This is a genomic window from Pseudomonas sp. OVF7, assembly GCF_030644265.1.
Classification (GTDB): Bacteria; Pseudomonadota; Gammaproteobacteria; order Pseudomonadales; family Pseudomonadaceae; genus Aquipseudomonas; species Aquipseudomonas gorinensis.
Genome location: NZ_CP128996.1, coordinates 1241840 through 1264072, shown reverse-complemented (window position 1 = coordinate 1264072; position 22233 = coordinate 1241840). Strand labels below are relative to the sequence as shown.

Annotated in this window: 19 protein-coding genes; 12 read left to right on the top strand and 7 right to left on the bottom strand. The window is 61.8% G+C overall.

Going from position 1 to position 22233, the window contains the following annotated elements:
• Positions 1 to 98: 98 nt before the first annotated feature.
• The 12 genes from QU606_RS05610 (at position 99) to QU606_RS05555 (ending at position 14700) form a co-directional block, all read left to right on the top strand.
• On the top strand, positions 99 to 347 hold the full coding sequence (locus QU606_RS05610) for a hypothetical protein (protein WP_024072765.1): 249 nt from the start codon (positions 99 to 101) through the stop codon (positions 345 to 347).
• Positions 348 to 588: 241 nt separating this feature from the next.
• Entirely contained in the window at positions 589 to 1170 is a 582-nt protein-coding gene (locus QU606_RS05605; RefSeq protein WP_024072766.1) for an alpha/beta hydrolase, read from the top strand.
• A gap of 49 nt (positions 1171 to 1219) precedes the next feature.
• On the top strand, positions 1220 to 2146 hold the full coding sequence (locus tag QU606_RS05600; RefSeq protein WP_024072767.1) for a sigma 54-interacting transcriptional regulator: 927 nt from the start codon (positions 1220 to 1222) through the stop codon (positions 2144 to 2146).
• Positions 2147 to 2272: 126 nt separating this feature from the next.
• On the top strand, positions 2273 to 3055 hold the full coding sequence (locus tag QU606_RS05595; protein WP_024072768.1) for a MetQ/NlpA family ABC transporter substrate-binding protein: 783 nt from the start codon (positions 2273 to 2275) through the stop codon (positions 3053 to 3055).
• 492 nt (positions 3056 to 3547) lie between these two features.
• Positions 3548 to 4213, top strand: a complete 666-nt coding sequence (locus QU606_RS05590; protein WP_024072769.1) for an amino acid ABC transporter permease — start codon at positions 3548 to 3550, stop codon at positions 4211 to 4213.
• On the top strand, positions 4194 to 4853 hold the full coding sequence (locus tag QU606_RS05585; protein WP_024072770.1) for an amino acid ABC transporter permease: 660 nt from the start codon (positions 4194 to 4196) through the stop codon (positions 4851 to 4853). Before QU606_RS05590 ends, QU606_RS05585 begins: the two co-directional genes overlap by 20 nt.
• The gene (locus tag QU606_RS05580; protein WP_024072771.1) at positions 4850 to 5626 is read left to right on the top strand and encodes an amino acid ABC transporter ATP-binding protein; all 777 of its coding nucleotides are present in this window, start codon (positions 4850 to 4852) and stop codon (positions 5624 to 5626) included. Before QU606_RS05585 ends, QU606_RS05580 begins: the two co-directional genes overlap by 4 nt.
• Positions 5623 to 6474, top strand: coding sequence for a transporter substrate-binding domain-containing protein (locus QU606_RS05575; protein WP_102625447.1), 852 nt, complete (start codon positions 5623 to 5625; stop codon positions 6472 to 6474). Before QU606_RS05580 ends, QU606_RS05575 begins: the two co-directional genes overlap by 4 nt.
• Before the next feature lie 314 nt (positions 6475 to 6788).
• Positions 6789 to 7892 (top strand): efflux RND transporter periplasmic adaptor subunit, encoded by a 1104-nt coding sequence (locus QU606_RS05570; protein WP_193690060.1) that lies wholly within the window; start codon positions 6789 to 6791, stop codon positions 7890 to 7892.
• The gene (locus QU606_RS05565) at positions 7889 to 8959 is read left to right on the top strand and encodes an efflux RND transporter periplasmic adaptor subunit (protein ID WP_193690061.1); all 1071 of its coding nucleotides are present in this window, start codon (positions 7889 to 7891) and stop codon (positions 8957 to 8959) included. The genes QU606_RS05570 and QU606_RS05565 overlap by 4 nt, the downstream gene beginning before the upstream one ends.
• Positions 8956 to 12000, top strand: coding sequence for an efflux RND transporter permease subunit (locus tag QU606_RS05560; RefSeq protein ID WP_150095504.1), 3045 nt, complete (start codon positions 8956 to 8958; stop codon positions 11998 to 12000). Before QU606_RS05565 ends, QU606_RS05560 begins: the two co-directional genes overlap by 4 nt.
• A 525-nt stretch (positions 12001 to 12525) precedes the next feature.
• The gene (locus QU606_RS05555) at positions 12526 to 14700 is read left to right on the top strand and encodes a glycoside hydrolase (protein WP_277378972.1); all 2175 of its coding nucleotides are present in this window, start codon (positions 12526 to 12528) and stop codon (positions 14698 to 14700) included.
• Between the two features lie 107 nt (positions 14701 to 14807).
• Here QU606_RS05555 and QU606_RS05550 read toward each other — a convergent pair whose 3' ends face one another.
• The 7 genes from QU606_RS05550 to QU606_RS05520 all read right to left on the bottom strand — a co-directional run bounded on the left by QU606_RS05550 (position 14808) and on the right by QU606_RS05520 (position 22185).
• Positions 14808 to 15434 (bottom strand): bifunctional 2-polyprenyl-6-hydroxyphenol methylase/3-demethylubiquinol 3-O-methyltransferase UbiG, encoded by a 627-nt coding sequence (locus QU606_RS05550; protein ID WP_102625442.1) that lies wholly within the window; start codon positions 15432 to 15434, stop codon positions 14808 to 14810.
• A gap of 325 nt (positions 15435 to 15759) precedes the next feature.
• Positions 15760 to 16404, bottom strand: coding sequence for a methionine ABC transporter permease (locus QU606_RS05545; protein ID WP_102625441.1), 645 nt, complete (start codon positions 16402 to 16404; stop codon positions 15760 to 15762).
• Complete coding sequence (locus QU606_RS05540; protein WP_304998189.1) at positions 16394 to 17509, bottom strand: methionine ABC transporter ATP-binding protein; 1116 nt, start codon at positions 17507 to 17509, stop codon at positions 16394 to 16396. Before QU606_RS05540 ends, QU606_RS05545 begins: the two co-directional genes overlap by 11 nt.
• The gene (locus QU606_RS05535; RefSeq protein ID WP_150095396.1) at positions 17506 to 18321 is read right to left on the bottom strand and encodes a MetQ/NlpA family ABC transporter substrate-binding protein; all 816 of its coding nucleotides are present in this window, start codon (positions 18319 to 18321) and stop codon (positions 17506 to 17508) included. The genes QU606_RS05540 and QU606_RS05535 overlap by 4 nt, the downstream gene beginning before the upstream one ends.
• A 13-nt stretch (positions 18322 to 18334) precedes the next feature.
• The gene (locus QU606_RS05530; protein WP_304998188.1) at positions 18335 to 19726 is read right to left on the bottom strand and encodes an LLM class flavin-dependent oxidoreductase; all 1392 of its coding nucleotides are present in this window, start codon (positions 19724 to 19726) and stop codon (positions 18335 to 18337) included.
• The gene (locus tag QU606_RS05525; RefSeq protein ID WP_069075023.1) at positions 19726 to 20919 is read right to left on the bottom strand and encodes an SfnB family sulfur acquisition oxidoreductase; all 1194 of its coding nucleotides are present in this window, start codon (positions 20917 to 20919) and stop codon (positions 19726 to 19728) included. Before QU606_RS05525 ends, QU606_RS05530 begins: the two co-directional genes overlap by 1 nt.
• A 24-nt stretch (positions 20920 to 20943) precedes the next feature.
• A complete protein-coding gene (locus QU606_RS05520; RefSeq protein WP_024072783.1) occupies positions 20944 to 22185 on the bottom strand; it encodes an SfnB family sulfur acquisition oxidoreductase in 1242 nt (413 codons plus the stop codon).
• Positions 22186 to 22233: the final 48 nt, after the last annotated feature.

The window sequence follows — 22233 nt, the reverse complement described above, 5'->3', positions numbered from 1 at the left end:
CTGGTGTTCCTATTGGCCAGTCTGCTAACCCGCGTACAGCTGCCACCTATCGTTTAGCAGCGTTAGTGGTCGCTCCCGTGTTCAATAGGAGTTACACCATGACCAAAGCACTTCCCGACCCACCCGTTGACTGCCTTGTCGCCAACGAAAACCTCAGTTTCGAAGACGCCCAACTTTATATCGCTCACCTGATCCGCAGCGCCTCGGCCACCGTATGGGACTGTTGTGAGCACCTGCAGCCGCACGACCGCGCGAAAGTCCATGCGGTGTGGCATTTGCTGGAAATGGCCAAGACCGTGGTGGATCGCACCATCGACTGCATGCCTCGTACCAATCACGTCATCTAAAACCACTGCAAGTTGAATGTGAAATCGAGTCAATGTGGGAGGGGGCTTGCCCCCGATAGCGGTCCGTCAGCTAAAAATAGGTGGCTGACCCACTGCCATCGGGGGCAAGCCCCCTCCCACATTTTGATCTCATGCAGGCTTGGTTTTTTGGTTATTAATAAATAGCTTCTTATTCCTTAACGAATATAACCCTCGTCCCTATACTGTCCGACAACGTTAAACGCTGCAGGAGGGCACACCCATGCACAGCGAGTTGATTCGTTATCTGATCGTGCCGGGCTGGCAAGGATCGCCAGAAGATCATTGGCAAAGTCACTGGCAGAACAGCCTGCCCAACAGCGCACGCGTGGAGCAGGCCGATTGGCTCACGCCGCGCCGTGAAGACTGGGTCGCCGCGCTGGCCGAGGCGATTGCCGCCGACAGCACGCCGGTGATTCTGATCGCCCATAGCCTGGGCTGCATCACCGTGGCCCATTGGGCGGCCACTGCCCCGGTGCAGTTCCTGCGGCAGGTGCGCGGTGCCTTGCTGGTGGCCCCGGCGGACGTCGAACGTCCGGCGTGCTCGCCTGCCCTGCGCAACTTTGCGCCGATCCCGACCGACCTGTTGCCGTTTCCCAGCCAGGTGGTCAGTTCCGATAACGACAGCGCCGTCAGCGCCCCCCGGGCCCTGGAATTGGCCCGCAACTGGGGGGCCGAAGCCGGCATTCTCTCGGGGGCCGGGCATATCAATGTGAAGTCCGGTCACCAACGCTGGGAGCAAGGCTTCGCCTACCTGTATCGCTTGCAAAGCCGCCTCGAACATCACGCCCGGCGCACTGCCTGATATTTTTTAAACGCCCCGTCCCTGAGCGGATTTGGGGCGGGAGCCTGCCATGAGCCTGCATGAAACCTTCGGTCAGCCCCTGCTGACCTTCCCCGACGCCGAAAAAAGCCCGCTGAGCATCCGCGCCAAGGCGCTGGTGTTTGTCGACCCGCGTTCGCGGCAACTGCGCGAAGAGCTGGAAAACCTCGCCCCCCGTGCCTTGCCCGTATTGATTCGCGGCGAGACCGGTAGCGGTAAAGAGCTGCTGGCGCGGCATATCCATCGTGGTAGTGATCGTGCCGGGCTGTTTGTCTCGGTCAATTGCGGCGCCATCAGCCCGACCTACGCCGATGCCGAGTTGTTCGGCTACGCTGCCGGCGCTCACAGCGGCGCGGCGAGCAGCCGTGCCGGCTGGTTCGGGTCGGCCAATGGCGGCACCTTGTACCTGGATGAAATCGGCGATTTGCCGCTGCCGATCCAGGTCAAGTTGCTCGCCGCCCTGGAAAACCACGAAGTCACTCGCGTCGGTGCGCATCAGCCAAGCCCGGTGGATGTGCGCCTGGTAGCAGCCACCAGCATCGACCTGGCCCAAGCCGTGGCTGCCGGCAAGTTTCATGAGCGGCTGTTCCATTACCTGAGCGAAGGCCAGCTGGAATTGCCGGCATTGCGCGAGCGGGTCGGCGATATCCTGTCCCTGGCCGAGTACTTCCTCGGTATCTACAGCCAGCGCCTGGACCTGCCGGTGCCGTTGATCAGTGACGCCGCCCAGCGCGTATTGGAACACCACAGCTGGCCGGGCAATACCCGCGAGTTGGAGAACGTCATTCACTTTGCGCTGCTGGTCAGCAGCGGCGATGAGATTCTGCCGGAGCATCTGAATCTGCCCGTGGCCGGTTCGCCCCTTGAACAGGTGCAGCGAATATTCGATAACGCCAGCCCCGCCGAGCAGGAAACCTTGCGCCGCTTTCTACATGAACAAAATGGAATATCAACGTGAATAAAAGATATTGTTCGGGAATAAAAAATCTAGGTATTGTCGCTTGCATGCCGCGATAGCACTTCGCTGGCACTTCTCATCAAAACGGTCGTCAGAGACGCCCCGCAATTCCAATAAGGACACTGCATGAAAAAGGTTCTGTTGTTTACCGCACTGGCGGCTGCCCTGACTGCAAGCTTCGCCCAGGCCAACGAAAAACTGGTGGTGGCTGCCACTCCGATCCCGCACGCGGAGATCCTTGAGCTGGTCAAGCCGACCCTGGCCAAAGAAGGCGTGGACCTGGAAATCAAAGTCTTCACCGACTACGTTCAACCCAACACTCAAGTGGCCGAGAAGCGTCTGGACGCCAACTACTTCCAGACCCTGCCGTACCTGGAAAACTTCAACAAGGGCAAGGGCACCAACCTGGTCACCGTGATCGGTGTGCATGTTGAACCCATCGGTGGCTACTCGAAAAAGATCAAGAATATTTCCGAGCTCAAGGACGGCGCCACCGTTGCCATCCCGAACGAAGGCTCCAACAGCGGTCGTGCCCTGTTGCTGTTGCAAAAGAATGGTCTGATTACGCTCAAAGACCCGACCAACGCGCTGTCCACGCCGAAAGACATCAAGGACAACCCCAAGCACCTGAAATTCAAGGAGCTGGAATCGGCCCTGCTGCCACGTGTGCTGGACCAGGTCGACCTCGATGTGATCAACACCAACTACGCCCTGGAAGCTGGCCTCAACCCAGCGAAAGACGCGCTGATCATCGAAGACGCCAAGTCGCCTTACGTGAACTTCCTGGTGGCTCGCCCGGACAACAAGGACAGCGCCGCTATCCAGAAATTGGCCAAGGCGCTGACCAGCCCGGAAGTCAAAGCTTTCATCGAGAAGAAGTACAACGGCGCAGTCGTGCCAGCGTTCTGATGTAAGCCCAAACCCCTTCAAGGTTTCAACGCCGACGGCTACTACAGCGTCGGCGTTTTTTATGCCTGGAATTTGGAATGCAATAAAAACTGTGGGAGGGGGCTTGCCCCCGATGGCGGTATGTCAGTCACAGAGGCATTGACTGAACCACTGCTATCGGGGGCAAGCCTCCTCCCACATGGGATCTACGGTGTTTTAGAGATCCCGGCTATTGATCGCCCTGCGCAACGCCACCAACCATTTCACCAGCTCCTGCGGATCAATCGGCTTCGCTTTGTTCATTGTTCATTCCTTCGAAACACAGACCCCCCAACCATAGCCGTCACTTGGAAAACCCGCGAATCCGGCGGTTATCTTTTTGGGTGATATCAATATGCTATTTCGGTATTTAAATTTTATTTTTTATACCTTTAGAGTTCGCGCTACCCGGCGTTACCCACGCCGGCCTGGACGGCACTCGCTGCATTACCCCTGCGGCGTCATGGACTCAAGATGACCTTCGATTTCGCTTTTATCCTCAGCACCCTGCCGGCGTTTTTCAAAGCCGTGGGGGTGACGCTGCAAGTGGGCCTGATCGCCATTGCCACCTCGCTGTTGGTGGCGCTGATCAACGCCGCCTTGCTGGTGTTTCGCACGCCTTACCTGTCGCGCCTGGTTGGGCTCTATGTGGAGTTGGCGCGTAACACCCCGCTGCTGATCCAGCTGTTTTTTGTGTACTTCGCCCTGCCGGCCCTGGGCTTCAATATTTCCGGGTTTTGGGCGGCGATCATCACCATGACCTTCCTCGGCGGCGCCTACCTCACCGAAGTGCTGCGCGCGGGCGTGGAAGCGGTGCCGCTGGCGCAGGTCGAATCGGGCAAATCCATCGGTCTGTCCGACTGGCAGTTGCTGCGCCATGTGATCCTGCCCCAGGCCGGCATCCTCAGCCTGCCGGCGCTGTTCGCCAATTTCATCTTCCTGCTCAAGGAGACCACCGTGGTCTCTGCCGTGGCGGTGCCGGAGATTCTCTACACCACCAAGAGCTACATCGCTCTCTACTACAAGACTTACGAAATGCTCGCCGTGCTGACGCTGATTTGCGTGCTGCTGTTCCTGCCGTTGTCGCTGCTGCTCAGCCGCCTGGAAAGGAGGCTCCAGCATGGCCAGTTCGGGTCTTGAATTGTTGTGGGTGTCGCTGCCGCAACTGGGTAAGGGCGCTGCGCAAACCCTGTCGATTTCCTTTCTGAGCATCGCTTTCAGTACGGTCGGCGGGGTGCTGTACGGCGTGTTGCGCACGTTGAATCAAACGGTGATCAATGGGCTGCTGCGCATTTACCTGGAGCTGTTCCGTGCGATCCCGGTGCTGGTGTGGCTGTACCTGCTGTTTTTCGGCCTGCCGATTTTCTTCGGCCTGAGCATTCCGAGTTTCTGGTGCGCGGTGTTGGTGCTGTCGCTGTGGGGCGCCAGCGAGGTGGGCGAAGTGGTGCGCGGCGCTTTGCATTCGCTGCCCCGTGGCCAGCGCGAGGCGGGCTTGTCGATTGGCCTGTCCGCCCCGCAGCTTTACGGCTACGTGCTGCTGCCCCAGGCCCTCAAGCGCATGACGCCGCCGACCATCAACGTCTACACGCGCATCATCAAGACCAGCTCCCTGGCGGTGCTGATCGGTGTGGTGGACGTGATCAAGGTGGGCCAGCAAATCATCGAGCGCACCTATGAGTCGGTGTTGATCTACGGCGCGCTGTTCCTGTTTTTCTTCTTCATCTGCTACCCGTTGTCAGCCGCCTCCAAGCTGCTGGAACGGCGCTGGGGCCAAGCATGAGCGCACTGATCGAGTTCCGGGGTTTCAATAAGTTCTTCGGCGACCAGCAGGTGCTCAAGGGCATCGACCTGAGTGTGCAAAGCGGCGAAGTGGTGGTGATCCTCGGCCCCAGCGGCTGTGGCAAAAGCACGTTGCTGCGCTGCCTCAACGGCTTGGAAGCAGCCCATAGCGGCAGCCTGCGGTTTGCCGGCAAGGAGCTGCTGGCTAAACACACGGATTGGCGCCAGGTACGCCAGGATGTGGGCATGGTGTTCCAGAGCTACCACCTGTTCCCCCATATGAGCGTGCTCGACAACCTGCTGCTCGGCCCGCTGAAAGTGCAAAAGCGCGAGCCCCGCGAAGCGCGCGCCCAGGCAGAAAAACTGTTGGACCGCGTCGGCCTGGCCGACAAGCGCGACGCCTACCCGCGCCAGCTTTCCGGCGGCCAGCAGCAACGCATCGCTATCGTCCGTTCGTTGTGCATGAACCCCCAGGTCATGCTGTTTGACGAAGTCACCGCCGCCCTCGACCCGGAGATGGTCAAGGAAGTGCTGGAAGTGATCCAGGGCCTGGCCCGCGACGGCATGACCCTGCTGATCGTCACCCACGAAATGGCCTTCGCCCGCGCCGTGGCCGACCGCGTGGTGTTCATGGAGGCCGGTCGCATCCTCGAACACAACACCCCCGAAGAATTCTTTACGAACCCGCAAACCGCACGCGCGCAGCAGTTCCTGGAGAAGTTCTCCTTTGTTTCAACACTGCCCAAGAAAACCCAGGAACTGGAGCTGATATGAAAAAGTTACTGCTGCCACTGTTTGCCGTTGCCTTACTGGCCGGCTGCGATAAAAAGGCCGAAGAGCCCGCTAAACCTGCCGCCGCCGTGAGTTACATCGACAAGATCAAGGCGCGCGACAAACTCATCGTTGGCGTGTTCACCGACAAACCACCGTTCGGCTTTGTTAACGAAGCCGGGCGCTACGTCGGCTTCGATACCGACATCGGCCGCCGATTCGCCAAGGACTTGCTCGGCGATGAGAACAAAGTCGAATTCGTCGCCGTCGAGCCGGCCAGCCGTATTCCCTTCCTGCAAAGCGACAAGGTCGACCTGATCCTCGCCAACATGACCGTGACCCCGGAGCGTAGGGAAGCGGTGGACTTCACCAACCCCAACCTGAAAGTCGCGGTACAGGCCCTGGTGCCCAACGACAGCCCGGTCAAGAGCCTGGATGACCTGGCTACCCGTACCACCATCGTTACCACCGGCACCACGGCCGATATCTGGCTGACCAAGAACCACCCGGACTGGAAACTGCTCAAGTTCGAGAAAAACTCCGAGTCGTTGCAGGCGCTGTCGGCCGGGCGTGGCGATGCGTACGCGCAAGACAACCTGGTGCTGTTCAGCTGGGCCAAGCAGAACCCGGGCTACCGCGTGTTGGAACAGAAACTCGGCGACGAGGCCCCGATCGCGCCAGCGGTGAAGAAGGGCAATATCGAATTGCGTGACTGGGTGAATGCCGAGTTGGCGAAGCTGGGTGAGGAGAAGTTCTTGCTCAAGTTGTATGACCAATATGTGCGCAAAGAGCTGAGCGACGATACCAAGCCTGAGAGTGTGATTGTCGAAGGCGGGAAGTGGCAGGGGTGATGCTGCGCTGACTGTTTTACCGCTATCGCAGGCAAGCCCTAATGCCGTTCAGTCAGGGCTTTTTTGTAGGAGCGAGCTTGCTCGCGAAGAACTCACAGGCGCCGCGCTCATTCAGGAAATACGCGTTATCGTTGACGTTTTTCGCGAGCAAGAACTAGGCGTCCCCCTCGCTCCTACAGAAGGCGATGTGCGCTTAACTGACCGGCGTTAGGTCAAACCCCCTCAATACGCCTTCCCCATGCAGAAAAGGAACCCTGATCTAAGCTCACAGTCGCATACACACTGGCATATCGCATCGCGCACAAGGAGTCCGCATGGGCGGTCGTATTTCCATCTGTATGGTCGGCATGGGTTTGGCGGTGTTGCTGAGTGGTTGTGGTCAGGAAAAAACCGAACCCAAGCAGCATTCCCGGGTGTTTGTGCAAACCGTGCAACCCGCGGATTTCGCTGCGGCCGTCACGCTGACCGGTGATATCCAGGCCCGTGTGCAAACCGATTTGTCCTTCCGCGTGGGCGGCAAGATCATTCAGCGCATGGTGGACGTGGGCGACCGGGTCAGCGCCAAGCAAGTGCTGGCCAAGCTCGATCCCAAGGACTTGCAGACCAACGTCGATTCCGCCCAGGCCCAGGTCGTGGCCGAGCAGGCGCGGGTCAAGCAAGCCGCCGCGGCCTTCGTGCGCCAGGAAAAGCTCTTGCCCAAGGGCTACACCAGCCGCAGTGAATATGACAGCGCCCAGGCCGCGTTGCGCAGCAGCCAAAGCGCCTTGGCCGCTGCCCAGGCGCAGCTGGCCAACGCTCGCGAGCAATTGGGCTACACCGCCCTGGTCGCCGAAGCGCCTGGGGTGATTACCGCACGCCAGGCGGAAGTGGGCCAGGTGGTGCAGGCCACCGTACCGATCTTCAGCCTGGCCCGCGACGGCGAGCGTGACGCGGTGTTCGACGTGTATGAATCGTTGCTGGTGGAACCGGCCAATGATGACGTGATGACGGTCAAGTTGCTGGATAAACCGCACGTGCAGGCCACCGGTAGAATCCGCGAGACCACCCCCGCGGTGAACGCTGCCAGCGGTACCTTGCAGGTGAAGATTGCATTAAACACGTTGCCCCAGGGCATGGACCTGGGCGCCGTGGTCAGCACCACTCTCCATGCCCCGGCCAAGGCCAGTATCGAACTGCCATGGGCGGCGCTGACCAAAGACCTCAGCGAACCCGCCGTATGGCTGGTGGACGGCGACGGCAAGGCGCAGTTGCACAAAGTCAGTGTGGCGCGTTACCTCACCGGCAAGGTGATCATCAGCGACGGCCTCAAGGGTGGCGAAAAAGTCGTGGTGGCGGGCGGGCAATTGCTGCACCCCGGCATGCAGGTCGAGATCGCCCAGGCGCCGGACTCGGCGCAGGCCCAGGGCGTGCAACCATGAAGCACCTGACGGTTGTCCTCATCGCCGGCCTGCTGCTCGTGGGGTGCTCCAAGCAGGAACCGCCGCCCGAGCCGGTGCGCCCGGTGCTGTCCATGGAAGTGAAATCCGAAGACCAGGAAACCTTCGGCCGTTTCGCTGGCACCATCCAGGCGCGCTATGAAAGCAACCTCGGCTTTCGTGTTCCCGGTCGCATCGCCCGGCGCGCCGTGGATGTGGGCGCCGAAGTGGAGAAAGGTGCCGTGCTCGCCGTGCTCGACCCCACCGACCAACAAAACCAACTGCGCGCGGCCCAGGGCGACCTCGCGCGCGTCCAGGCGCAATTTATCAACGCCCAGGCCAATGCCCGGCGCCAGCAAGCGTTGTTCAACCGTGGCGTCGGCGCCCAAGCCCAATTGGATGCGGCCCAGACTGACCTGAAAACTACCCAGGCCAGCCTCGACCAGGCCCAGGCCACGGTCAACCAGGCCAAGGACCAGCTCAACTATGCCGAACTGCGCACCGACCATGGCGGCATTGTCACCGCCTGGAGCGCCGAAGCCGGCCAGGTGGTCAGCGCCGGCCAGCAAGTGGTGACCCTGGCCCGCCCGGACGTCAAGGAAGCGGTGATCGACCTGCCCGCCGGCCTTGCCGAGCGCCTGCCGCCGGACGTGGTGTTCCTGGTCGCCGGGCAGCTCGACCCCAGCATCAACACCACCGCCACCGTGCGCGAGATCGAGCCCCAGGCCCAGAGCGCCACGCGTACCCGTCGGGCGCGGCTGACCCTGGCCGAAACACCGCCCGCGTTCCGCCTTGGCACGGCGATCAGTGTGACCTTGAGTTCGACCATCGCCCCACGTATCGAGTTGCCCCTGAGCGCCTTGCAGGAAGTCGATGGCAAGACCCGCATTTGGCTGCTCGATACCCACAGCCAGACCGTGCAACCGCGCGACATCACCGTGCTTAGCCGTGACGCTGACAGCGCCTTGCTCAACGGCGGCGTCAACCCCGGCGAGCGTATCGTCACCGCCGGCGTGAACAGCCTGAAACCCGGGCAGAAAGTCAAAATCGACGAGGACAGCCCGCGATGAAAGGGAGCTTCAACTTATCCGACTGGGCCCTCAAGCATCAGTCCTTCGTCTGGTACCTGATGTTCGTCGCGCTGCTGATGGGCGTGTTCTCCTACCTGAACCTGGGCCGCGAGGAAGACCCTTCGTTCACCATCAAGACCATGGTGATCCAGACCCGCTGGCCGGGTGCGACCCAGGAAGAAACCCTCAAGCAGGTGACCGACCGCATCGAGAAAAAACTCGAAGAGATCGACTCTCTCGACTACGTGAAAAGCTACACCCGGCCTGGAGAGTCCACGGTGTTCGTGTTCCTCAAGGACACCACCAGCGCCAAGGCGATCCCCGAGATCTGGTACCAGGTGCGCAAGAAGCTCGACGATATTCGCGGCACCTTCCCCCAGGGCCTGCAAGGGCCGTCGTTCAACGATGAATTTGGTGATGTGTTCGGCTCGGTGTATGCGTTTACCGGCGATGGCCTGTCGATGCGCCAACTGCGCGATTACGTGGAGCAGGTGCGCGCCGAGATCCGCTCGGTGCCGGGGTTGGGCAAGGTCGAGATGATCGGCCAGCAGGATGAAGTGATTTACCTGAATTTCTCCACGCGCAAACTGGCGGCCCTGGGCATTGACCAGCGCCAGGTGGTGCAGAGCCTGCAATCGCAGAACGCCGTAACGCCCGCTGGGGTGATCGAGGCTGGGCCGGAGCGGATTTCCGTGCGCACCTCCGGGCAGTTTGCTTCGGAAAAAGACCTGGCCGACGTGAACCTGCGGCTCAATGATCGCTTCTATCGCCTGGCGGATATCGCCGAGATCACCCGCGGTTACGTCGACCCGGCGCGGCCGATGTTTCGCTTCAACGGCAAGCCGGCCATCGGCCTGGCTATCGCCATGCAGAAGGGCGGCAATATCCAATCGTTCGGTGAGGCCCTGCACACGCGCATGGACGAGCTGACCGCCGACTTGCCCGTGGGCGTCGGCGTGCACAAGGTCTCCGACCAGGCCGAAGTGGTGGAAGAGGCCGTCGGCGGCTTTACCAGTGCGCTGTTCGAAGCGGTGATCATTGTCTTGGTGGTGAGCTTTATCAGCCTCGGCCTGCGTGCCGGGCTGGTGGTGGCGTGTTCGATCCCGCTGGTGCTGGCGCTGGTGTTCGTGTTCATGGAATACAGCGGCATCACCATGCAGCGTGTGTCGCTGGGCGCGTTGATCATCGCCCTTGGCTTGTTGGTGGACGACGCGATGATCACCGTGGAAATGATGATCACACGCCTGGAAAAAGGCGAAACCAAGGAACAGGCGGCGACCTACGCGTACACGTCCACGGCATTCCCCATGCTCACCGGCACGCTGGTGACCGTGGCCGGCTTTGTCCCGATTGGCCTGAACGCCAGCTCGGCGGGGGAGTACACCTTCACCCTGTTCGCGGTCATTGCGGTAGCGATGCTGGTGTCGTGGGTGGTGGCGGTGCTGTTTGCGCCGGTGATTGGCGTGCATATCCTCAGTGCCAATGTGAAGCCCCATGGCAACGAACCGGGGCGCATCGGCCGCGCGTTCAATGGCGGTATGCTCTGGGCCATGCGCAACCGTTGGTGGGCGATCGGCATCACCGTGGCCCTGTTTGCCGCGTCGGTGTTTTCCATGCAGTTCGTGCAGAACCAGTTCTTCCCGTCGTCGGACCGCCCGGAAATCCTCGTCGACCTCAACCTGCCGCAAAACGCCTCGATCAATGAAACCCGCAAGGCGGTCGATCGCCTCGAAGCCATCATCAAGGACGACCCGGACATCGCGCGCTGGAGCACCTACATTGGCCAGGGCGCGATCCGTTTCTACCTGCCCCTCGACCAGCAACTGGAGAACCCGTATTACGCGCAGTTGGTGATTGTCAGTAAGGGCCTGGAAGAGCGCGGTGCGTTGATCACGCGTCTGCAAAAACGCCTGCGTGACGATTTTGTCGGTGTCGGCAGCTTTGTGCAGCCGCTGGAAATGGGCCCGCCGGTGGGGCGGCCGATCCAGTACCGTGTTTCCGGTAAAGACACCGACCAGGTGCGCAAGCACGCCATCGAATTGGCGACCTTGCTCGACAAGAACAGCCACCTGGGCGAGATCATTTACGACTGGAACGAGCCGGGCAAAGTGCTGAGGGTCGACATCGCCCAGGACAAGGCGCGGCAGTTGGGTTTGTCATCCGAAGACGTCGCGCAGTTGATGAACAGCGTGGTCAGCGGGGCCTCGGTGACCCAGGTGCATGACGATATCTACCTGATCAACGTGGTCGGCCGCGCCGTAGACGCCGAACGTGGCACGCCGGAAACCTTGCAGAACCTGCAGATCGTGACACCCAACGGCACCTCGATCCCGCTGCTGGCCTTCGCCACCGTGCGCTATGAGTTGGAGCAGCCGCTGGTGTGGCGCCGCGACCGCAAGCCGACCATCACCATCAAGGCGGCGGTGCGCGACGAGATGCAGCCCACTGACCTGGTCAAGCAGCTCAAGCCCGAGATCGACGCGTTCAGCGCCGGCCTGCCGGTGGGCTACACGGTCGCCACGGGCGGCACCGTGGAAGAAAGCGGCAAGGCCCAGGGCCCGATTGCCAGCGTGGTGCCGTTGATGCTGTTTTTGATGGCGACCTTCCTGATGATCCAACTGCACAGCGTGCAGAAGATGTTCCTGGTGGCCAGCGTCGCGCCGCTGGGACTGATCGGCGTGGTGCTGGCGCTGATCCCCACAGGCACGCCCATGGGCTTTGTGGCGATCCTCGGTATTCTCGCGCTGATCGGCATCATCATCCGCAACTCGGTGATCCTGGTGACGCAGATTCACGAATATGAAGTGGCCGGCCATTCGCCGTGGGATGCGGTGGTGCAAGCCACCGAGCACCGGCGCCGGCCGATCCTGCTCACGGCCGCGGCGGCCAGCCTGGGCATGATCCCGATTGCACGGGAAGTGTTCTGGGGGCCGATGGCCTACGCGATGATTGGCGGCATCATCATCGCCACCTTGCTGACGCTGTTATTCCTGCCGGCGCTGTATGTGGCCTGGTACAAGATCCGCGAACCCCAACAGTAACCTGTGGCGAGCGGGCTTGTTGTGATGAACGGGTTTGTTGTGGCGAGCGGGCTTGCCCCGCGTTGGGCTGCGAAGCAGCCCCAATAAGGCCGCCGCATTTCTTCTGGTAGAACCGGGAGACTGGTTTTAGGGCCGCTACGCGCCCCAACGCGGGGCAAGCCCTAATGCCGTTCAGTTAAGCGTACATCGCCTTCTGTAGGAGCGAGCTTGCTCGCGAAAAACGTCAACGATAACGCGTGTTTCCTGAATGAACGCGGCGCCTGTGAGTTCTTCGCGAGCAAGCTCGCTCCTACAAAAAAGCCTTAACTGAACGGCATTAGGGCAAGCCCGCTCGCCACAAAAAGCGGGTTCGCCACAGTTACAGTGTTGCTCCTTAACTGACTGGCATCCGGGCTTGCCCCCTCCCACAAGTTGATCTCGGCTGGGCATTTGAGCCGTGGGAAATTTCTGGAAGTGACGCTTGTTACCCTGGCCGACCGTTGAGTGATTTAACCTCCGGCCTCCACCTCTCAACGGTCGCCTGCCATGAACCGTATGCGTCATACCTTGCTGATGTGTTGCTGCTTGCTGTCGCCCGTGGCCTTTGCCAGCACTGTATTGGAAAACCCGTTGTGGCGAGTCGAACTCGACCCGGCCACCCTCACCATCCGCGTGACACCCAGCGGCCAGCCAGAGGTCCAGGCCTCCAACGGCGTAGCGGCCCGTGCCGTCAGTCAACTTGCACAACACGATCAACAGGCCAGTTGGCAATGGGATGACGGTGCCTATCGGGTAACTGCCAGCCTGGAGCAGCGCGACCTGGTGCTGTCGATCACGGCGCGGGAAGCCGGTGAGCTGCCGATGCTTTTGCAGCCGGCGAGCGCCATGGGCCGAGGGTTGATGTGGCCGCTGGCCGAAGGGCATTACGTGCCGGTCGGCAATACCACGTGGAACACTTTCCTGGTGGCCCAGGGCGACATCAACACCACCCAGGACCTCAGCCTGCCGCTGTGGGGTGTCGATCACGGCGCCTTCACCCTTAACTGGTTGCTGACCAATCCCTATAACAACCGCCTGCGCTGGCGGGGCCAGGCGTTGTCGTTGACCCATGAGTTCACCTCGCTCGCACCTGCCGCCCCCATGACCCTGTTGTTGCACCTGGGTGGAAGCGATCCGCTGGCCGGCGCCAGGCGCTATCGCCAATGGCTGGTTGAGCAGGGCCGCTATGAACCCCTGGCAGACAAGCTGCGGCAAACCCCTGGGGCTGAAAAGCTGCTGGGTGCCAGCCATGTTTACCTGTGGGGCAATGACCTGCTGGCGCCGGAGGATGTGCGTGATTGGCCGCTGTTGCTCAAGCGCTTGCGTGCTCATGAGCTCAAAGGCCTGTTGGACAAGGACTCCGCAAAGATCCTGGCGCAGCCCCGCGGGTTGAATCGCTACGAACAAAACGTGCTGTTGCGCGGCCTCAACGCCGCGATCAACAGGAAGGCCCGGCAGAGTTGGCAGGTGGACGAGCCCGATATGAGCCGTCTTGCCGCCCGCTACGGTGAATTGCGTCGCGAACTGGCCGTGGACTTTGCCGGTGCCCTCGGCGACAGTCCCGACACCTGGGGCAGCCAGGCGGTACAAACCCTGCGCGACGCCGGCTTGCCACGCTTGATGCTGACCCTTGGCGAAGGCTGGGAAGGCGGCCTTTGGCACCCCGAAACCATCCGCGCCGGCGTCGACGCCGGCTACCTGATGGCGCCCTACGATTCCTATCAAACCGCGTTGTCCGCCACCGAAAACCCCGACTGGACCACCGCCCACCTGGGCAACCGGGCCTACCGCGACTGCGCCATCGTGTTGAAGGACGGCAAACTCAAGACCGGCTTCCAGCAGTCCGGCCACTACACTGACCCGCGCTGTGTGCGGCCTCTGCTGGAAGCGCGGGTGAAAGCCGTGCAGGCCAGGGCCGGCTTCAATGCCTGGTTTCTCGATGCGTATGCCACCAGCATGGTGCTCGACAGTTACCGCGACAGCGCTCCGATGACCCAGGCGCAGAACGCTGAAGGCAATATCGATGCGTCCCGTTGGCTGAATACCACGCTGCAAATGCCGACAGGCTCCGAAGACGGCAACGCCATCACCGCCCAGGGCATTCTGTTCGCCCATGGCATGCAAACCCCGGTGCTGGGCTGGGGTGATCGCGACATGACCCAGGACAAGCAGTCGCCCTACTACGTGGGTAACTGGTACCCGCCGGAGCAACCGGCGGTGTTCTTCAAGTCGGTGCCGCTGAACGAGCCGTTTCGGACGCTCTACTTCGACCCGACGCTGCGCCTGCCGCTGTATCAGGCGGTGTTCCACGGCGCGGTGATCACCACCCATCACTGGCTGTTCGACAGCCTCAAACTGAGCAATGTGCGCGCCGAGAACGAGCTGGCCCAACTGCTCTACAACGTGCCGCCGCTGTATCACCTGAGTGCTGCGACGCTCAAGGCGCGGCTGCCGCTGATCCAGCGCCAGGACCGATTTTTTCGACCGTTGCATGAGCGCCTGGCCACCCAGGCGATGACCGGGTTTCGCTGGCTGACGGCGGATCGACAGGTGCAGGAAACCACGTTTGCCGATGGCACGCGGTTGGTGGCGAATTTTTCCACGGCGTCGAGAGAGGGGTTTGCGGCAAGGAGCGTGACAGCGGTGGTGGATGAGAAATCGGTGGTGTATCAGGTGCAGTAGTGGCGTCCATCAGTCCGTCATCGGGGGCAAGCCCCCTCCCACAGGGGCATGCATTTCAAATGTGGGAGGGGGGCTACACCCCGATGGCAGCCCAGGCAACCCCAGACTCAAGCCTTGCGCCAAACACTGGCCAGCCAAGGCTGCTGCTCCCGGGGTAATCCCGCCGGGCGGTAGTAATGCTCCAGCTCCACAAACCCGGCGGTGGTGAGCAGTGTTTGCCACGCATCGAGGTCGTGATAAGACCCATAGCGCGGCCCATTCCAGCCTTCCTGGTTTTCCCCCCGTGGATTGGAGCTGAACAACACTCCACCCGGTTTCAGCGCCCCATGCAGTTGCCTGAGCACACGCGGCAGTTCCTGCTTGGGGATATGAAACAGCACCGCATTGGCAAAGATGCCGTCAAAGCGTTCAGCGGGCAGTTCCAGCTTGAGGAAATCCTGCTGCAACACCTCACAGCCACTGTCTTCCCGCGCCATCTGCGCAAAGCGTTCCGAACCATCGAGCCCGACGGCGATATGCCCCATGCGCGTAAAGGTCTGCAAATCCCGCCCCGGCCCGCAGCCGAAGTCCAGCACGGTAAAGGGCGGCGTGCCCTGGATATGCCGCAGCAGCGCGTTGATGTTCTGGCTCACATCGTGGTCGCGGGTACCTTCACGGAAGTCCTCGGCCACCTTGTTGTAGTGGCCGAGGGTGGTGGACGTGATCTGGTCGAGGTCGTCGGGCTTGAGAGGCATGGTGATGAATACCGGGCGCTGAGATGGCCCGACTATACCCCATGTGTCGAGCGGGCTTGCCGTCACACCAGTCAGTTAAGGAGGAGCACTGTAACTGTGGCGAGCGGGCTTGCCCTAATGCCGTTCAGTTAAGCGTACATCGCCTTCTGTAGGAGCGAGGGGGACGCCTAGTTCTTGCTCGCGAAAAACGTCAACGATAACGCGTGTTTCCTGAATGAACGCGGCGCCTGTGAGTTTTTCGCGAGCAAGCTCGCTCCTACAAAAAAGCCTTAACTGAACGGCATTAGGGCTTGCCCCGCGTCGGGCTGCGCAGCAGCCCCAGCTTTCAGCGCTTATTCAGCCCCCGCGCCAACCGATCGCCACCCAACTGGATCGCCGCCACCAGGATCACCAGCAGCACAATCACCGTGAGCATGATCTGCGTATCGAAACGCTGGTAGCCGTAGCGGTAGGCAATGTCGCCCAAGCCACCGGCGCCGATTGCCCCGGCCATGGCCGACGAGTTGATCATGGTCACCAGGGTGATGGTGAACCCGCCGACAATCCCCGGCAGGGCTTCGGGCAACAGCACGTGCCAGATGATGTGCCAGCGCCGGCAGCCCATGGCCTGTGCGGCTTCGATCAGGCCGTGGTCGACCTCGCGCAGACTCACTTCGGCGATCCGCGCAAAGAACGGTGTAGCGGCGATAGTCAGCGGTACCACCGCCGCCCATACGCCATAGGTGGTGCCGACGATCAACCGCGTGAACGGGATCAGCGCCACCATCAGGATCAGGAACGGAATGGAGCGGAACAGGTTGACGAACGCCCCCAGCACCCGGTTCAACGCAGGCGCCTGGTAGATGCCGCCCTTGTCGCTGGTGACCAGGAACACCGCCAGCGGAATGCCCACCAGCAACGCGATCAGCGATGACACGCCGACCATCAACAAGGTGTCGAGGGCACCCTGTACTAAACGATCAAACCACATAGCCCACCACCTCCACCTGTTGTGCCCAACGCCCGGCGCGATTGCGCAGTGCTTCGGCGTTATGGGGCGAGCCGTTCACTGCCAGCAGCAGTTGCCCCAGGGCACGCCCCTGGATGCGTTCCACGCCGCCCTGCAGCAAGCGCACGCGCCCGCCAAGTGCGCCGAACAACGCGGCCAGGTCCGGTTCATCGGTAGCGCTGCCGGTGAACTGCAAGCGCAGCACCACGGCCGCGTCTGACGACGCGGGCGTGGCCTGCAAACGGCTTTGCAGTTCGTCCGGCAGCCCGTGTTGCAACGGTGCCAGCAGGGTCTTGCTGACCTCATGTTGCGGGTTGCCGAACACTTTCCACACCGGGCCTTGCTCGACGATGCGCCCGTGTTCCAGCACGACCACGCGGTCGCAGATTTCGCGGATCACCGCCATCTCGTGAGTGATCAACACGATGGTCAAACCCAGGCGCCGGTTGATCTCGCGCAACAGGCCGAGGATCGATTGGGTGGTCTCCGGGTCGAGGGCCGAGGTGGCCTCGTCGCATAACAGGATTTGTGGGTCGTGCACCAGCGAGCGGGCAATGCCCACACGCTGTTTCTGCCCGCCTGAGAGCTGCGCCGGGTAGGCCTTGTGCTTGTCCTGCAAACCCACCAGTTCCAGCAGCTCACGGACCTTTTGCTCGCGTTGCGGCTTGGGCACGCCGGCGACTTTGAGCGGCAATTCGACGTTCTGCCACACGGTCTTGGCCGACATCAGGTTGAAGTGCTGGAAGATCATGCCGATACGCCGACGCAGCGCCACCAGGCGGTCTTCGTCGTAGTCGCCGATGTCCACCTGATCGATCAGCACGCGCCCGCTGCTGGGTTGCTCCAGGCGGTTGATGGTGCGGATCAGCGATGACTTGCCGGCGCCGCTGCGGCCGATAATGCCGAACACTTCACCACGCTGGATCGCCAGGTCGATGCCTTGCAAGGCATGCACGCTGCCGTCGTAGGTCTTGCCCAGGTTGATAAAGCGCACGTGCGCGCGGTTCAGGTCCGGGTGCAGTTCGGTCTGCTCGGCGTCCCTGGGCGGTAAACCCAGGTCGCGCAGTTGAGAGTGGGCGGCGGTCATTTTTTGTCTTCCCAACCGACTTGGTACAACTTGCCAAGGGATTTATCCAACGCCGCGCGCACCACTGGCGAGTGCTGGTAGATGTCGACGAACTTGATCACGCGCGGGTCGGTTTTGCTTTTGGGCTGGATCACGAACTGGATCACGTATTCCGGGTGGTCGAGACCGTCGAACAGCAGCGCCGACTCGGCATCGAAGGTCTTCGACAGGCGGATATACGCCGGGTAGCCCTGCACCAGGTCCGCATCGTCATAGGCGCGCACCAGTTGCACGGCTTCGACTTGCAGGATCTTGATCTTCTTCGGGTTGCTCACGATGTCTTCTTCGGTCGCCTTGTAGCCCACGCCCGGCTTGAGGGTGATCAAGCCGGCCTTGGCCAGCAGTTGCAGGCCGCGACCGCTGTTGATCGGGTCGTTGGCAATCGCCACGCTGGCGCCTTGGGGCAGGTCGTTGATGCTTTTGTATTTTTTCGAATACAGCCCGACGTTGTTGATGATGCCCGGCGCGTACGGCACCAGGTCAAAACCAGCGGCGGCCTTGGCGTTTTCCAGGAACGGGATGTGCTGGAAGTAGTTCACGTCGATGTCACCGGCGGCCAGGCTGACGTTGGGCGCGATCCAGTCGGTGAATTCCACCAGCTCGACTTTCAAGCCTTGCTTGCCGGCTTCGGCGACGGCGGCTTCCAGGGGAATGGCGAAGGCGGCGGTGGTGCCGATTTTCAACGGTGCATCGGCGGCGAACACCGCCGCGCTGAACAACCCGAAGGCCAGGGCCAGTGCTTTGACTGGGTGGGAGAGCAGTGTTTTTTTCATGGTCGATTTCCAGTCATAAGGTATTTGTACAAACAGTGGAGATCCACTGTGGGAGGGGGCGGTAGGTAGATCCGTGGTGTTGTTCGGGTAAACGGGCTGTGCCGTGGAATACCTTTTCCCGTAGCGTGCCGTTCTCATATTCGGTCTTGTACGACCCACGCTTCTGCAACTCCGGCACCACCAGGTCGATAAAGTCCACGTAGCTTTCCGGCGTCACAATGCGCGTGAGGTTGAAGCCATCCAGGCCGGTTTCGCTGATCCAGGATTCCAGCTCGTCAGCGACCTGTTCGGGCGAGCCGACCAGGGTGATATAGCGCCCACCGAGGGCGTGCTGCTCGAGCAATTTGCGCCGGGTCCAGTCGTTGTTTTGCAGGTTCTTGGTGGCCGACTGGATCGCGTTGCTCTTCACGTACTGGATCGGTTCGTCGATTTCGTATTGGGAAAAATCAATCGCGGTGGACGCCGAGAAATGCGCCACGCCGGCCTCCGCGCTGGCGTAGCTCAAGTACTCGGCGTGCTTGGCCCACGCCAGTTCTTCGGTGGCGCCGACGATCACGTTGAGGCCCATGAACACCTTGATGTCGTCCGGGTTGCGCCCGGCCTCGACTGCGCTGGCGCGCACCTTGTCCACCTGCACCTTGGTCGCGGCCTTGTTTTGCCCGCTGATGAATACACACTCGGCATGCCGCCCGGCGAACAGCAAGCCACGCTCCGAACTGCCGGCCTGGAACAGCACGGGCGTACGCTGCGGCGACGGTTCGCACAGGTGGTAACCCTCCACCTGGTAGAACTCGCCGTGATGCTCGACCTTGTGCACCTTGCCCGGCTGCGCATACACCCGCGCTTGCGGATCGTTGAGCACCGCGTCGTCTTCCCAGCTGCCTTCCCAGAGCTTGTAGAGCACCTCCAGGTATTCATCGGCCTGGTCGTAGCGCCGGTCATGCTCGACCTGTTCGGACAGGCCCATGGCCTTGGCGGCGCTGTCGAGGTAGCCGGTGACGATGTTCCAGCCGACACGGCCACGGCTCAGGTGATCGAGGGTGGACATGCGCCGGGCGAACAGGTACGGCGGCTCATAAGTGAGGTTGGCGGTGAGGCCGAAGCCGAGGTTTCTGGTCACGGCGGCCATCGCCGAGACCAGCAGCAACGGGTCATTGACCGGCAGTTGGATCGACTCCTTGAGCGGCACATCAATCGAGCGCTGGTACACGTCGTACACGCCGACGATATCGGCGATGAACAAACCGTCGAACAACCCGCGCTCCAGGGTTTGCGCCAGGTCGGTCCAGTACTCGATGCTCTTATATTGGGTGGAGGTGTCCCTTGGGTGGGTCCACATACCGTGGTTGATATGCCCGATGCAGTTCATGTTGAAGGCATTGAGCAGGATCTTTTTCTTCGCCATCAGATGGTCCCCCGCAGTGGCGGGTTTTCAGCGTTGAGGTAGTAATTACCTACCGCGTGGTACTTCCAGCGCACCGGGTCGTGCAGGGTGTGCACGCGGGCGTTGCGCCAGTGGCGGTCGAGGCCGTGCTCGGCGAGGGTGGCCTGGCTGCCGGCCAGTTCGAACAGGGTGCTGCCGGCGGCCAGGGAAATCTCGGTGCTCAAGGCGCGCACTTCGGCCACGGCAATCGACGCCGCCGCCACGGTGTCGGCATTGCTGTCGGCCTGGGCGCGGTCGAGGTAAACACCGGCACGTTCCAGCAAGGCTTCGGCAGCGTGCAGGCGGATGCTCAGGTGGCCGAAACTCTTCAGGGTCAGCGGGTCTTCGGTGGCTTTGTCGTTGCCGGAATCGATCCACGGGCGGGTCTTGGTGCGCACAAAGTGCAGCGCGTCCTCGAAGGCGGCGCGGGCGATGCCGGTGTCGATGGCGGCGTGAAGGATCTGCGCCAACGGGCCTACGGTGGTGGGGCGCTCGAAGGCGCTCTGGAACGCAATCACGTCGTGCGCGGCGACCCACACATTGTCGAAGACGACGGAGCCGCTGCCGGTGGTGCGCTGGCCGAAGCCACTCCAGTCGTCGATCACGTTCAGGCCTTCGCTGTCGCGGGGCACGAAGGCCAGTTGCTGGATGCCGTGTTCATCCACCACCGAGGTGGGGATGCGTTGGGCATAGATCGCGCCGGTGGCGTAGAACTTGCGTCCGCTGATACGAAAGCCATCGCCATCGCGGGTGATGGCGGTCACGCGGTCGTGGGCGGTCTTGGTGCCCAGTTCCGCCAGGGCGTTGCCGAAGCGTCGGCCGGCGAGCACTTCGGCGTACAGGCGTTGTTGCTGTTCAGGGCTGCCATTCACGCGCAGCACTTCGAGGGCATAGAAATGGTTTTGCGGAATCTGGCCCAGCGAGGCGTCGGCCTGGGCGATCAGCGCAATGACTTTGGCGAGGGTCACGTTGGATACGCCGGCACCGCCGTATGCCTTGGGCACGCTGATACCCCACAGGCCGGAGCGCGAAAACACGTCCAGTTCGGGCAGCGGCAGGCGGCGTTCGCGGTCGCGCTGGGCGCTGTCGCGGCGCAAGTCTTCGGCCAGGTCGCTGGCGACAATAAGGGCTTGTTCGTCGCTGGTGATAACCGCGACACGGTGAGAAAGGGTCATGAGTTTCTCCAGAGGTCTGGTCGGTTAAATCCAGGAATGGCGAGCCGGCAATGTGCCGTTCAAGCGATAGGCGCCAACGGCGTGATACTTCCAGCGCACCGGGTCGTGCAGGGTGTGCACCCGCGCGTTGCGCCAGTGACGGTCGAGGTTGAATTCGGCGAGGGTGGCGCGGCTGCCGGCCAGTTCGAAGAGTTTTTCGCTGACCAGCAACGACACTTCAGTGGTGAGCACCTTCGCCTCGGCCACGGCAATCGACGCCCGCGCGGCGGACTGGGCGGTGATCGGCGCGGCGCTGACCTGGTCCAGCACCTGACCGGCCTTGCGCAGCAGCGCCTCGGCGGCGTGCAGTTCGATTTTCAGCTTGCCGATATCGGCGATCACATACAGGTCATCGCTGGCGCGTTCGACCTTGGCGTCGATCCACGGGCGCGAACGCTCGCGCACAAAGGCGATGGTGTCATCCAGCGCGCCACGGGCAATGCCGGCGTCGATGGCGGCCTGGATCAATTGCGAGACGGCGCCCTGGATATTCGGGCTTTCGCCGATGCGCCAGTTCTCGACCACCAGCTCTGCGTCGACCGGCACCTGGTCCAGCAGCACGGTGCCGCTGGCGGTGGTGCGTTGGCCAAAGCCGGACCAATCGTCGACGATGCGCAGCCCTTCGGTGCCACGGCGCACAAATGCCATGACCTGCTTGCCGTCATCGTTCAACGCTTTGACCGCCACCCAATGGGCAAACAGCGCACCGGTGGAATAAAACTTCTGGCCGCTGATCACATAACCATCGCCCTTGGCAGTGATGCGCGCCTTGAGTTCCAGGGTGTTCCTGGTGCCACGCTCCGGGCCGCCGTTACCAATGCGCCAGCCGTCGAGCACGCTTTGGAACAGCTGCTTTTTCTGGCGCTCGGTGGCGGCACCCTGCAACAGGTGCAGGATGCCGAAATGGTTCTGCGGGATCTGCCCGAGGGCCGGGTCTGCCGCGCTGATGATCGCGAACACATCGGCCAGGGTCACGAACGACACTTGTGGGCCGCCGTACTCACGGGGAATGGAAATACTGCCCAGCCCGCTGCGGGTGAATTGCTCGATCTGTGCCCACGGCAACTTGCGCTGCTGGTCGCGCTTGGCGGCTTGCAGGCGCGCAGCCTGGGCCAGCTCATGGGCCGCGCTCAACGCTTGGGCGTCGTTGCGCAGCACAGTGGCTGGCAACAGCAGGGGGGCTACGTCCAGATCACTCTGGGGGGGTGTTAGAGCCAAGTTAGACATCAGCGCCGCTCCTTGGCTGCACGTAATGCCCTGGCGTTGCGCACCGGG

Bases quoted from the DNA above. Each gene is read 5' to 3' on its own strand.
- QU606_RS05555 (WP_277378972.1), top strand. From the start codon at position 12,526: ATGAACCGTATGCGTCATACCTTGCTGATGTGTTGCTGCTTGCTGTCG.
- QU606_RS05520 (WP_024072783.1), bottom strand. From the start codon at position 22,185: ATGTCTAACTTGGCTCTAACACCCCCCCAGAGTGATCTGGACGTAGCC.
- QU606_RS05590 (WP_024072769.1), top strand. From the start codon at position 3,548: ATGACCTTCGATTTCGCTTTTATCCTCAGCACCCTGCCGGCGTTTTTC.
- QU606_RS05610 (WP_024072765.1), top strand. From the start codon at position 99: ATGACCAAAGCACTTCCCGACCCACCCGTTGACTGCCTTGTCGCCAAC.
- QU606_RS05565 (WP_193690061.1), top strand. From the start codon at position 7,889: ATGAAGCACCTGACGGTTGTCCTCATCGCCGGCCTGCTGCTCGTGGGG.
- QU606_RS05605 (WP_024072766.1), top strand. From the start codon at position 589: ATGCACAGCGAGTTGATTCGTTATCTGATCGTGCCGGGCTGGCAAGGA.
- QU606_RS05560 (WP_150095504.1), top strand. From the start codon at position 8,956: ATGAAAGGGAGCTTCAACTTATCCGACTGGGCCCTCAAGCATCAGTCC.
- QU606_RS05540 (WP_304998189.1), bottom strand. From the start codon at position 17,509: ATGACCGCCGCCCACTCTCAACTGCGCGACCTGGGTTTACCGCCCAGG.
- QU606_RS05550 (WP_102625442.1), bottom strand. From the start codon at position 15,434: ATGCCTCTCAAGCCCGACGACCTCGACCAGATCACGTCCACCACCCTC.
- QU606_RS05575 (WP_102625447.1), top strand. From the start codon at position 5,623: ATGAAAAAGTTACTGCTGCCACTGTTTGCCGTTGCCTTACTGGCCGGC.
- QU606_RS05585 (WP_024072770.1), top strand. From the start codon at position 4,194: ATGGCCAGTTCGGGTCTTGAATTGTTGTGGGTGTCGCTGCCGCAACTG.
- QU606_RS05545 (WP_102625441.1), bottom strand. From the start codon at position 16,404: ATGTGGTTTGATCGTTTAGTACAGGGTGCCCTCGACACCTTGTTGATG.
- QU606_RS05570 (WP_193690060.1), top strand. From the start codon at position 6,789: ATGGGCGGTCGTATTTCCATCTGTATGGTCGGCATGGGTTTGGCGGTG.
- QU606_RS05535 (WP_150095396.1), bottom strand. From the start codon at position 18,321: ATGAAAAAAACACTGCTCTCCCACCCAGTCAAAGCACTGGCCCTGGCC.
- QU606_RS05525 (WP_069075023.1), bottom strand. From the start codon at position 20,919: ATGACCCTTTCTCACCGTGTCGCGGTTATCACCAGCGACGAACAAGCC.
- QU606_RS05600 (WP_024072767.1), top strand. From the start codon at position 1,220: ATGAGCCTGCATGAAACCTTCGGTCAGCCCCTGCTGACCTTCCCCGAC.
- QU606_RS05595 (WP_024072768.1), top strand. From the start codon at position 2,273: ATGAAAAAGGTTCTGTTGTTTACCGCACTGGCGGCTGCCCTGACTGCA.
- QU606_RS05530 (WP_304998188.1), bottom strand. From the start codon at position 19,726: ATGGCGAAGAAAAAGATCCTGCTCAATGCCTTCAACATGAACTGCATC.
- QU606_RS05580 (WP_024072771.1), top strand. From the start codon at position 4,850: ATGAGCGCACTGATCGAGTTCCGGGGTTTCAATAAGTTCTTCGGCGAC.